The following is a 12076-nucleotide window of genomic DNA, read 5'->3' on the forward strand; positions in this document are numbered from 1 at the left end:
GTCGTACTGACTGGTTTCAAGGAGCCGGGCGGAGCTCCACTCGTCCTACGGGTGGGCGTCTTCCGTACCGCCGAGACGTCCGGTGAGCATTCCCGCGAGGGCCGCCGTGGTGCCGTAGGTCCACAGCAGCGTGGGCGACAGCTTCATCCCGAAGGCCATTTCGAGGCGGTTGCGCAGCTCCAGGCTCATCAGTGAGTCCAACCCAAGTGACTTGAAAGGAGCTTCACGGTCGATGGAGCCCGCCTCGAGCCGCAGTACACGGCCCGCGAGTTCACGGATCTTGCCCTCGACGAGGACGGGCCGCTCCGTGTCGGAGGAGCCGCGGAGCCGTCCGAGGAACTCCTCGGCGCCGCCGCCGGCGCCCGTGGCGCCGTCCTTGGCGAGCTCGGCGATGGCACGCCAGCTGGGCTGTGCGGCCGTCTCCGGGTACGCGTCGAACCAGTGCCGGGCGTCCAGGGGGACGTACGACACGACCTGCCCAGGGGCGTCCAGGAGGTGGAACAGCGCCTGCCAGCCCTCGGCGGCCGTGAAGCCGGTCATACCGTGGTCGGCGAGGCGTTCGCCGCGGATGGCCTCGTCGGCGGCGAGGCCGATGTCGGCGAACGGGCCCCATTGGACGGCGAGCGCGGGCCTGCCGCGGTGCCGCCTGGCCTGGGCGAGGGCGTCCATGAAGACGTTGCCGGCCGCGTAGCCCGCCTGTCCCGGGTTGCCGACGAGGCCGGCGACCGAGGAGAAGAGGACGAACAGGTCGAGCGGATCGTCCTCGGTGAGGGCGTCCAGGTGCCGGGCGCCGTCCACCTTGGGCGCCAGGACCTTGTCCAACTGGGCGCCGGTGAGGTTGGCGACGACCGCGTCGTCCAGGACACCGGCGGCGTGGAACACACCGCGCAGCGGCGGTAGTTCGGCCCGTACGCGGTCGAGGACGGCGGCGAGTCCTCCCCGGTCGGCGACGTCCACCGGGAAGGTGGTGACGGTGGCGCCGCGCTCCCGCAGCGCCCCGATCCGGGCCAGGGCCGCGTCACCGGGCGCGGAGCGGCCGAGCAGGACGAGACTGCGGGCGCCGTGCTCCACGAGGTGTTCGGCCAGGGAGAGGCCGAGCGCGCCGAGCCCGCCGCTGAGGAGGTAGCTCGCGTCGGGGCGCAGCCGCCCCTCGGGAAGCGGCTCCGGTACGACGGCGGTGACCCGGCCGGGCTCGGTGAGGACCAGCTTGCCGGTGTGCTCGCCGCGCGCCATGGTGCGCAGCACCTCGGCGGCCCGGTCGAAGGCGTACGGCGTGACGGGCAGCGGCGGCAGGGTGCCGTCGGTGACCTTCTGCCACACGGCGTCCAGGAGCTTCGCGAAGCGCTCCGGGCGGCGGGTGATGAGTCCCGCGACGTCGACGGCGGCGAAGCTGATGCCCTTGGCGAAGTCTCGGAGGCCGATGGTGCGGGAGGCGTAGATGTCCCGCTTGCCGACCTCGACGAAGCGGCCGTCCTCGGCGAGGGCGGCGAGACCGAGGTCGATCGCGGCGCCGGAGAGCGAGTTGAGGACGACGTCCACGCCCCGTCCGCCGGTGACCCAGGCGACGTCGTCGGCCCAGGACAGGTCCCGGGAGTCGAAGACGTGGTCGATGCCGAGGGCGCGCAGTCCGGCGCGCTTGGACTCGGTGCCCGCGGTGGCGATGACGGTGGCGCCGAGCGCCTTCGCGACGCCGACCGCGGCGAGGCCGAGGCCGCCGGCCGCCGAGTGGATGAGGACGGTCTCGCCGGCCTCCAGGCGGGCCTGCTCGGCGAGCGCGTACCAGGCGGTCGCGGTGACGAGCGGGAGTCCGGCCGCCTCGGCGTCGGTCAGGGCCGCGGGGACGGGCCTGACGTGCCCGGCGGGCACGGTCAGGTGGGAGGCGACGGCGCCGAAGCCGCAGGCGACGACCCGGTCGCCGACGGCGAGGCCGGTGACGCCGGGGCCGACGGCGGCGACCACGCCGGCGCACTCGCCGCCGATGAGGCCCGCTCCGGCGGAGGTGTCGGGGTAGGTGCCCATCGCCTTCATCACGTCGATGAAGTTGAGGGCGGCGGCGGTCACCTCGACCTCGACCTGTCCGGCGGCGGGCGCCGTCCTGGCGTGCGGGCGGAAGGCGAGGCCCTCCCAGAGTCCGGTGCCGTCGGGGCTCAGCCGGAACGGCTGGGCGGGTCCGGCCCAGGGGGCGGTGACGGTGCTCTCCGTCTCCTCGCCGCGGACGACCCGGCCGACGTGGCGGTCGGTGCCGCGCAGGACGACCTGGTCCTCCGCGTCGGCGACGAGCAGCTGCCGGGCGCAGGCCTCGGCCCAGTCCTCGGCGCCGGTGCGGACATCGAGGAGGGTGGCGGCGAGCTCGGGGTGCTCGCGGCGCAGGACCCGGCCGAAGCCCCAGTAGAGGGCGGATCCCGGGTCGGGTGCCGTGTCGGGTGCGGCGTCCGTGCGTACGGATGCGGCGTCCGCCGGTACGGACTGGGCGCCGTCGGTGACGACGAACGTCCGGGGCGGCACGGGCAGCGCCGTGACGGCCTTGACGGTGGCGGCGAGGGTGAGCAGGCCGGCGCGCTGCGCGTCCAGGCCCCGGTCGGCGCCGGGCGCGAGGAAGACGAGGCCGGAGGCGCGGTCGATCTCGCGCAGCGCGGCGGCGAGACCGGCCGTGTCGGCCGTGTCGGCCGTGTCGGCCGTGTCGGCCGTGTCGGCCGTGTCGGCCTTCAGGACGTCGATGCTGGCGCCGGCCGCGGTGAGCGCGGCGGCGAGCCGGGCGCCCTGACCCGAGGCGTCGCAGACCACCCAGTGGCCGGGGGCGCGGTCGGCGGCGGGGGCCTCGGGGGCCTCCTCGGCGGGCCGGAAGGCGAAGCGGTGCAGGCGCGCCGGGTCGACGCCCTCGGCGGTCGCCGTGTCGATGACCTGGAAGGCGAGGCCGGCCATCCGCAGCAGCGGGCGGGCGTCCTCGTCGTAGCAGACCAGGTCGAAGGTGTCGTCGTCGTTGCGGACGGCGTGCGCCAGGAGCGCGGAGACGTGGGCCTCGCGCGGCAGGGCGTAGTCGACGCGCCGGACGGCGGTGGGGACGACGGTGGCGTCGCCGGGCAGCAGGGCCAGGGTGACCTGGAGCGCCGCGTCCCACAGGGCGGGGTGCAGCTCGCCCGGGCGGACCCCGGCGAGGCAGCGGTCCGGCAGCCGCACCTCGGCGAGCGCCTCGCGCTCGGCGACGCTCAGCGTGCGCAGGCCCTGGAAGGCGGGACCGTAGTTGAGGCCACGCTCGCCGCAGGCCGCGTAGAAGGCGTCCGGCTCGACGTCCCGGGCGTCCGCCGGCGTACCGGGGAAGGCGGGCAGGTCGGGGGCGGTGTCGCCGCCGACGCGGGCGGTGGCGTGCCGGGTCCAGCCGTCGGCCCCGGAGGCGAGCGAGCTGAGCGTGAAGCCCGCCGACGCGGCCCCGTCCTCGCGCCAGACCGCGCCGAGGCGGACGGGCTCGTCGGTGAGGGTGAGGTCGCTGCGGAACCGGACGGTGTGCAGGGCGCCGGGATTCTCGCCGGTACGGGCCCGGGCGGCGGCGACGGCGAGCGCCAGCATGGCGGCGCCGGGCAGCACGACGGCGTCGTACACCTGGTGGTCGCGCAGCCACGGCAGGTCGTTCAGGGACAGCTCGGTGCGGCCCTCGTGGACGTCCTGCTCGGTGGTGGCCGGCGCGAACTCGAAGGCGAGCCCGCCGGGTCCCGCCGTACGGCGCACGGCGTCCGGCAGCCAGAAGCGGGAGCGCTGCCACGGGTAGGCCGGCACGGGGGCGCCCGGCCGGGCCGGCAGCGCGCCGAAGGGAGCGACGCCCTGGACGTAGGCGCGGGCGAGCGCCTGCGTGAAGTCGCCGAGGGAGCCCTCCTGGCGGCGCAGGCTGCCGAGGACGGCCACCGGCTCCTGCCGGGTGGCGGCCAGCTGCTCGACGGCCGGGGAGAGCACCGGGTGGGGGCTGATCTCGACGACGTGGGTGACGCCCGCGTCGAGGAGCTTGCCCATGGCGTCGGCGAAGAGCACCGGCTGCCGCAGGTTCGACGCCCAGTAGGCGGGGTCGAGGGAGTCGCCGTCGAGCTCGCGGCCGACGACGGTCGACATCAGGGGGACGGCGCCGCGCCGGGGGCGGATCGGGGCGAGCGCCTCGATCAGCTCGTCGGTGAGCTCGTCCATGTGGTGGCAGTGCGAGGCGTAGTCCACGTTGACCAGGCGGCAGAAGGTGCCGTCGGCCTCCAGGAGTTCGCGGAGCATGAGGACGGAGTCGGTGTCGCCGGAGAGCACGCAGGACGAGGGTCCGTTGTTGACGGCGAGGGAGACGGTGTCCTCGAAGCCGTCGAGCGCCTTGAGGGCGCCCTCGACGTCGAGGTCGACGGCGAGCATCCGGCCGCGGCCCGCGGTCCGCTTGGCGAGCGCGCTGCGCAGCGCGATGATGCGCGCCCCGTCCTCGTACGAGAGGTGGCCCGCGATGGTGGCGGCGGTGACCTCGCCCTGGCTGTGTCCGACGACGACGTCGGGCTCGACGCCGGCGGCCCGCCACAGCTCGGCGATGCCGATGGACATGGCCCACAGGGTGGGCTGGACCTGGTCGTTGTGGTCGAGCCACTCCTCGCCGGCGGCGCCGGAGAGGACGGCCTCCAGGTCCCAGGAGATGTACGGGCGCAGGGCCTCGGCGCAGCGCCGTACGGTCTCGGCGAAGACCGGGGACCGCTCGTAGAGTGCCTGCCCCATGCCGGCCCACTGGGAGCCCTGGCCGGGCAGGACGAAGGCGACCTTGCCGCGCTCCTTGGCGCGCCCGGTGAAGGTGCCGGGCAGCTCGGCCTCGGGCTCGGCGACGAACTTGGCCAGCCGGTCGCGGAGTTCGGCGGGGTCCTCGGCGACGACGGCGGTGCGGGCGGCGAAGTGGTCGCGCTCCCGGCCGAGGGTCGCGGCGAGCGCGACCGCCTCGGACGCCGTGACGCCCTCGGGCAGGGCGTCGAGCACGTCGGCGGCCCGCTGCCGCAGGGCCGCGTCGCTGTGTCCGGTGAGCGGAAGGAGCAGCGGGGCGGAGACCTGCGGCTCGTCGGCCGGGGCGGCCTGCGCCGGGGGCGTGCGGAGCACGACGTGGGCGTTGGTGCCGCCCCAGCCGAAGGAGTTGACGCCCGCGAACCAGGTCCCGTCGGCAGGGAGTTCGGCGGCCTCGTTGGCGACCGCGAGGTTCAGCTCGCCGAAGGGGATGTTCGGGTTGAGCTCCTCGGCGTGGAGGGTGCGCGGGATCGTCCGGTGCTTGAGGGCGAGGACGGTCTTGACGATGCCGGCGAGGCCGGCCGCCGCCTCCAGGTGGCCGATGTTCGACTTGGCCGAGCCGATGAGGAGGGGGCCGGCCTCGGCGCTGCGCGCGGTGCCGAGCGCCGTGCCGAGGGCCTCGGCCTCGATCGGGTCGCCGCGCAGGGTGCCGGTGCCGTGCGCCTCGACGTAGCGGAGGCGGTCGGGGTGGACGTCCGCTTCGGCGTAGACCCGGCGGAGCAGTTCGGTCTGGGCCTCGACGTTCGGGGAGACCAGGCTGTGGCCGCCGCCGTCGTTGTTGACGGCGCTGTTGACGATGACGCCGTGGATGCGGTCGCCGTCGGCGAGGGCCGTGTCGAGCCGCTTGAGGTAGAGGCTGATGGCGCCCTCGCCGCGGACGAAGCCGTTGGCCTGGGCGGAGAACGCCCGGCAGTGGCCGTCCGGCGACAGGCCGCCGAAGTGGGTGAGGCCGATGGAGTTGTCGGGCATCAGGATCAGGTTGACGCCGCCGACGAAGGCGCCTTCGAGGTCGCCGGAGCGCAGGGCGGCGACGGCGAGGTCCAGGGCGACGAGGCCGGAGGAGCAGCCCGTCTGGACGACGAGGCTGGGGCCGCTCAGACCGAGGAAGTACGAGAGGCGGGCGGCGACGATGTCGAGGCCGTTGCCGACGGCGCTGTGCTGGGTCGTCTGGACCCCGCGCTCCTTGCGGGCCAGCTCGTAGTCGTGCCAGAGGGCGCCGACGTAGACGCCGGTACGGGTGCCGCGGACCGTGGAGGCGGGGATGCCCGCGTCCTCCAGGGTCTGCCAGCCGACCTCCAGCATGAGGCGCTGCTGCGGGTCGAGCTCCTCGGCCTCGCGCGGCGAGATGCCGAAGAAGCCGGGGTCGAACTGGTCGACGCCGTCGACGAGTCCGGCGATGCCGGGGATCTTCTTGACGGGGTCGAGCTGGACGGAGGTGTCCCAGCGCTCGGGCGGTACGGGGCGTACCGCCTCCTCCCCCGCCATCAGGAGCTTCCAGTAGCGGTCGACGTCGGGGGCGCCGGGGAACCGGCCGGCCATGCCGACGATCGCGATGTCCCGCCGGGGGTCGCCGTGCCCGTCGCTGTTCTGTGGCAGGTCAGTCACGGCTCGCCTCCTGAAGGATCGGGCTCGCGGCGGCGGGGGCGGGCGCCGGGGCGTTCCGTGCGGCGGCGAGGTCGACGGGGTCGATGTCGTGCCGGGCGTTGATGACCTTGTTGAAGATCCGGTACTTGCCGGGGAGCGAGTTGAGGAGCCGGAAGCGGAGGCGGCGGAGCCGGATGCCGCGCGGGTCGCCGATGGCGAGGAGGCCCTCCTGCATCCGCTGGAAGCCGGTGACGTGGATCTTGTGGGCGCGGCGCTTGGCGACGAAGTCGGCGAGCTCGGCCTTGGTGACGACCTTGTCCTGACCGCCCTTGGCGAGCGAGGCGGCGATCACCGGGACGATGGTGATGGCGTCCTGCATCGCGAGGTTGACGCCCTGGCCGAGGATCGGGGTGGCGGTGTGCGAGGCGTCGCCGATGAGCAGCAGGCCGTCGCGGGCCCACTCCTCCAGCTCGGCGGTGAAGATCTCCAGGAAGCCGGTGTCGTCCCAGGTGTGGAGGTGCTCGTCGACGAGCGGGGCGAGCTGCGGGGAGATCGCCATGATGCCGCGCTTGAAGGACTCGAAGCCGGCGGCCCGCAGGTCCCCGAGGCCGCGCTTGGGCAGGTTGTGCCCGATGCGCAGGGAGTCGGGGAAGGTCGGCAGGACCACGAGGTGGCGGTCGCCCTCGATGACGAGCTGGGCCTCGCTGCCCCACTCCGGCGGGCGGGGCACCAGGAAGGAGAGGAAGTCGCGGGCCATCGGCTGGACGTCGGCGACGAGACCGGAGGCCTTGCGGACCTTGGAGAAGCGGCCGTCGGCGCCGATGACGATCCGGGCGCGGACGGAGACCTTCTCGCCGCGCCGGGTCAGGACGGCGCCGCGGACGGTGCCGGCCTCCTCGACGAGGGTGGCGAAGGACCAGCCGGAGAGGTAGACGTGGCCCGGGAGTTCGGCGGTGGCGCGGTTGAAGATGCGGATCAGCGCGGGCTGCGGGATGTCGATGGGCAGCGGCAGGCCGGCGAACTTGGAGTAGTCGACGCGCAGTACGGGCCGCTGCTCGGCGATCGTGGTGACGGCGGTGGTCTCCAGGAAGCCGTGCTCGCGCAGGGCCGGGCCGAAGCCCAACTGGTTGAGCGAGGCCACCGACGGCGCGGCGATCGTCTCGCCGCGGAAGCTGCGCTCCAGGCTGGTCTGCTTCTCCACGAGGACGGTACGGATGCCGCGGCGGGCGAGCAGGCAGGCGAGCAGGGAGCCGGCCGGGCCTCCTCCGACGATCAGTACGTCGGTCTCGTCCGGTATTCCGGCGGAGCTGTCCCGGCGGTCGGATTCGGTCATGCCAACTCCCAGTTGTCCAGGCGGTTCTTGATGCCCGCGAGGATTTCGGCGGCCATCGCGCCGTCGAGTACGCGGTGGTCGAAGACGAGCGAGAGGGTGAAGACGGGGGCGACGGCGACGGCGCCGTCGCGCACCACGGGGGCGTCGGCGATGTGGCCGACGCCCAGGCCGAGCGTTCCGGTGATGAGCGGCAGGATCGCGCCGACCTGCTCGTGGCCGATGGAGGTCACGGCGAAGGTGCCCTGGAGGGCGGCCCGGCGGACGGGGTTGCGCATCATCGTCCGGTAGACGGCGCGGAAGGCCGGCAGGGGCAGTCGCTGGAGCCGCTTGATGTTCGCGAAGGGGCCCTGGTCGTCGACGTCCGCCGTCTTGTAGTGGTCGATGGCGGACTGGACGGCGGTCACGTCGAGGGCCTGGACGTCCCGCACGATGCCGGAGACGACGCAGCGCTGGCCCTCGACGGTCTTGTCGAAGAGCACCTTGGCGTGGACCTCGGGCGAGGTGGTCAGCTTCGGCGAGCGGCCGCCGAGGATGACGGCGCGGGCGTCGGGGTAGTCGGCGAGGACGTCGGCGGTGGCCTTGACGACGTAGCTGACGTAGCTGACGGGGGTGGCGGCGCGGGCCCGGGCGGCCCGCAGCGCGGTGGCGTCGACCTCGGTCATCAGATAGACGTGGGAGGTGCGCCGGGCGTCCTCGAGGAAGACGTACGTCTGCTTGCGGGCGGCGGGCAGCGGCGAGGTGACGGCGCTCATGCCCGGGCTCCGGCGGCCTCGGTGTCGGCGACGAGGGACGCCAGGTCGGCGAGGGTCTCGGCGGCGGTGAACCGGTCGTAGTCGAGCGGGGCGCCGAGCTCGCGCTCCAGGTAGACGAGGATCCGCAGCTCGTTGACCGAGTCCCAGCCGTCGATGGACTGGAGCGGGGCGTCGAGGGCGAGGGTGTCCTCGTCGACGTCGAGCAGCTGCGCGACGGCCTCGACGACGGTCGCCACGGCGGCGTCCCGGTCGTGCTCGGAGGGCCCGTTGGGGTTCGCCTCAGGGGGCATGGAACTTCCCTTCGCCGGTGCCGACCGCCACCCAGTCGGGCAGTTCGGCGAGTTGAGTGAGGTCGTGGCGGAAGTCGCCGTCCTGCCCGGTGAATCCGAGGGCGGGGTAGAAGTCCGCGAAGCGGCCGTTCTTGGCCGTGGGCACGTGCTTGCCGCGGACGCCGGGTGCCCCGGCGTCGCGGGCGGCGCGCAGCACCAGGCCGACGACGGTCTGTTCGATGGAGCGGGAGAAGACCCGGCAGGACAGGACGAAGTTCTCGACCGTCCAGTCGCCGTCGGTCTCCCGCACGAGGGCCAGGGCGCCGACGAGTCCGTTGTCGCCGAAGGCGTCCGTGGCCCGGACGCCGAAGAAGGCGGCCCGGCCGGTCTCGACGCGCCGGGCGACCTCGTCGGCCCCGTAGCGGATGCCGGTCAGGTTGAACTGGTTGGTCTTGCCGAAGAGCTGGGTGATGCGGCCGCCGTTGAGCGTCCCGTACTCCTCGACGGTGATCTCGGTGGCCAGCTCCCGGAGGTAGTCCTCGACGCTGACGGCGGTCTGCCGCAGTTCGTCGCGCTGGGCGCGGGCCCGGTAGAGCGAGCCCCGGACGCGGTCCTCGTCGGTGAGGGCGAACTGGTTGAACAGGCCGGCGCGGGCGACGGCGGAGGCGTACCCGGCCGGGTCGTCCGGCAGGGCGACGACCGCGACCTCGGGGCGCTGGGCCTCCATGAGGCCGCGCTCGGCCGGGTTGTCGTCGACGAAGACCATCGAGTCGGTGCCGATGTTGAGCTCGGCGGCGAGCGAGGCGATGTTGCCGGGCTTCGGGTCCCAGTTCGCGCGGAAGGCGGAGAAGTGGTCGGGGCCGAGGACCATGTCGGGGTGGGTGGCCACGGCCTCGCGGGCGACGGAGTCGTCGTTCTTGGAGCAGACCGTGAGCAGGACGCCCTGCCGGGACAGGTCCTTGGCGAGGGCCTGGAGTTCGGCGTGGGCGGAGCCCGGGAAGGAGCCGCCGATCTTCAGGGCGGGGATGCCGTCGTCGCCGACGACGCCGCCCCACAGGGTGTGGTCGAGGTCGAGGACGAGGCACTTGCGGGCGCGGCCGAGGCGGGCCAGGACGACCCGGGCGACCTCGCGGGCGTACGCGTCGAGGAACTCCTCGCTCCAGGCGTGGCCCGCGATGTGCCGCATCCGGTCGGTGGCGGCGAGCGAGCCGGCGCGTGCGGCGAGGCTGTCCGTGGCGAGCACCACGACGTTCGGGCGGCCGGCGAGGTCGAGGATGCCGGCGTTCATCCGGTGCCAGGCCGCTTCGACGCGGGCCTTGGTGGCGTAGTCGACGTACCGGTCGCGGCGCAGCGCCGACAGCGGCAGGGTGTTGAGTACGGCGACGCCGCCGGGCGCGCCCTCGAAGGCCGTCAGCCAGGCGTCGAGCTCGGCGGGGAGCGCGGCGCACCGGGCCTCCACCTCGGCGGCGTCCAGCGGGTCGGCGACCTTCTCGAAGACGGCGGTGTCGTCGAGGAGGCAGGCGGTGACGGCGGGGGCGGGCTCCTTGAGGTTCGGGGCGCCGGAGAGGATCTCGAACCGCCACTGGTTGAAGCCGGTGGTGGCGGTCTCGGGCTGGACGCCCTCTTCGAGGAGCGCGGCCGTCAGCAGGTGGGGCAGTGCGTCCACGGTGGAGCTCGCGAGCAGCCCGAGGGCCACGGGCGCGTACCGGCCGGTGGAGGCGAGCGCGGCCCGGACGGCCTTGCCGCCGAGGAGCATGCCGGCGGCCTCGCGGTCGAGGGCGTCGTCGAGGGAGCGGAGGAGGCCGGGGACGCGGTCGGCGGAGTCCGCGATGCCCGCGCGCTTGAGGGCGCGGAGTGCGGTGAGGGCGTCGCCGGTCATCACCGGGCTCCGTTCTGGTGGCGCAGCGCGAGGCCCGAGGTGATCCACTTGGAGGACTCGACGTTGGCGACGAGGAGCCGTCCTTCGACGCCGAGGCCGGAGCGGATGCGGCGCATCGCCCGGTTGAGCTGGATGAAGGGGACGGCGTTGCCGTTGTTGCCGGTGTCGGCGACGCAGTTGACGGCCTGTTCGGGGCGGACGCCGAGGCGCTTGCGGATGGAGTCCGTCATCACGCCGTTGAGCTGCGGGAGGAGGACGTGCTCGACCTCGTCGAGCTGCCAGCCGGTCTCGGCGGTGAGCTCCTTGAAGATGGACTCGGCGTGCTCGGGCACGTGGTGCTCGATGGCCTTGTAGTCCTCCTCGCCCCAGGACTCGCGGTGCGGTCCTTCGGGCCCGTCGAGGAGCGGGGCGCCCTCGACGCCGAACCAGCGGGCGATCTGCGCGGGCTTGCGCCCCATGCCGGTGGTCCGCAGGAAGAGGTGCTCGACGAGGAGGCCGGGGCCGTCCGGGTCGGCGTCGACGACGGCCGCGCCGGCGCCGTCGCCGAAGAGCGCGAAGTTGATGAGCTCGGCGGGCGACATGGACTCGATCTGCCCGCTGGAGGGGAAGAAGTTGAGGCAGGTGTCGGCGCCGATGACGAGGCCGCGGCGGAGCCCGGAGGCGAGGAGCGCGCGGGCGGTGTAGAGGCCGGTGAGGGCGCCGGCGCAGCCCGACATGAGCTGGAAGGTGGGGACGTCGTTGAGCCCGATGCGGTCGGCGACCAGGTTGACGGTGGCCGGCATCAGGTGGTCGGGGGAGGCGGTGGTCAGGACGAGGAAGTCGAGTGAGGCGACGTCCACGTCGGCGTCCGCGAGGGCCGCGGTGGCCGCGGCGACGGCGAGGTCGCCGGTGCTCTTGGGTACGGAGGGTGGGGAGTCGGCCGCGCAGAAGTAGCGGGTCCGGTTCCCCGTCATCATGTCCAGCCACTTCTCGTGCAGGCCGAACCGCTCGGCCATGTCCCGATTGGTGACGGGTTCGCCCGGCAGCACTTCGCTGAATCCGGTGAGCCTCATGCCGTCGCTCCAGTCAATGTGGTGTTGACCAGGTCGAGCAGTGCGCGCGGCGTCTCCGCCGAGGCCACCCCGTCCCGGTCCAGTTCGACGCCGTACTCGCGTTGGATACGGCCGGTGGTCTGGAGCAGCGCCAGCGAGTCGTACCCCAGGTCCTGGAAGACGACGTCGAGGCTGCCGGTGTCGAGGACTCCCGGCGACTCCCGGTCCTGGAACTCGAGAAGGATCTCGCCCAGCTCCCGCAGGGTGAGTTGTGCCATCGTCAATTACCCCTTCACCACGGCAGATTCATCCGCTCCGGCGCGTCGGGGGCGGGGCAGCGGGCTTGTGGCCGGCTGCCCCGACCCGGGCGCCTGCGGTGTGAAACCCCCTCGGATCCCGAGGAGGCCCCACCGGCTCCTTAACCATGGCGGGGGTGACTCGACGACCCC

The 12076-nt window shown here is 73.8% G+C and carries 7 protein-coding genes; all 7 read right to left on the reverse strand.

Translation table 11 applies throughout. The annotated features are described in order from the left end of the window. Positions 1-45: 45 nt before the first annotated feature. Genes ASC82_RS00075 through ASC82_RS00105 form a run of 7 tightly spaced genes read right to left on the reverse strand, consistent with a single transcriptional unit; the run spans position 46 to position 11905 of the window. Positions 46-6384 carry a type I polyketide synthase gene (locus tag ASC82_RS00075; RefSeq protein WP_079038946.1) on the reverse strand — a complete coding sequence of 2113 codons (6339 nt, stop codon included), beginning with the start codon at positions 6382-6384 and terminating at the stop codon, positions 46-48. Then, positions 6377-7696: an FAD-dependent oxidoreductase gene (locus tag ASC82_RS00080; RefSeq protein ID WP_079038947.1), complete on the reverse strand. Its 1320-nt coding sequence runs from the start codon at positions 7694-7696 to the stop codon at positions 6377-6379. The genes ASC82_RS00075 and ASC82_RS00080 overlap by 8 nt, the downstream gene beginning before the upstream one ends. Beyond that, positions 7693-8448, reverse strand: coding sequence for a 2-oxo acid dehydrogenase subunit E2 (locus ASC82_RS00085; protein ID WP_024758530.1), 756 nt, complete (start codon positions 8446-8448; stop codon positions 7693-7695). Before ASC82_RS00085 ends, ASC82_RS00080 begins: the two co-directional genes overlap by 4 nt. After that, on the reverse strand, positions 8445-8738 hold the full coding sequence (locus ASC82_RS00090) for a phosphopantetheine-binding protein (RefSeq protein ID WP_079038948.1): 294 nt from the start codon (positions 8736-8738) through the stop codon (positions 8445-8447). The genes ASC82_RS00085 and ASC82_RS00090 overlap by 4 nt, the downstream gene beginning before the upstream one ends. Beyond that, complete coding sequence (locus ASC82_RS00095; RefSeq protein ID WP_056639615.1) at positions 8728-10596, reverse strand: HAD-IIIC family phosphatase; 1869 nt, start codon at positions 10594-10596, stop codon at positions 8728-8730. The genes ASC82_RS00090 and ASC82_RS00095 overlap by 11 nt, the downstream gene beginning before the upstream one ends. Continuing rightward, entirely contained in the window at positions 10596-11648 is a 1053-nt protein-coding gene (locus tag ASC82_RS00100; protein WP_056639618.1) for a 3-oxoacyl-ACP synthase III family protein, read from the reverse strand. Before ASC82_RS00100 ends, ASC82_RS00095 begins: the two co-directional genes overlap by 1 nt. Then, a complete protein-coding gene (locus ASC82_RS00105; RefSeq protein WP_024758534.1) occupies positions 11645-11905 on the reverse strand; it encodes an acyl carrier protein in 261 nt (86 codons plus the stop codon). The genes ASC82_RS00100 and ASC82_RS00105 overlap by 4 nt, the downstream gene beginning before the upstream one ends. Positions 11906-12076 lie beyond the last annotated feature (171 nt).

It is taken from the genome of Streptomyces sp. Root431 (assembly GCF_001426585.1).
Taxonomy (GTDB): Bacteria; Actinomycetota; Actinomycetes; order Streptomycetales; family Streptomycetaceae; genus Streptomyces; species Streptomyces stackebrandtii.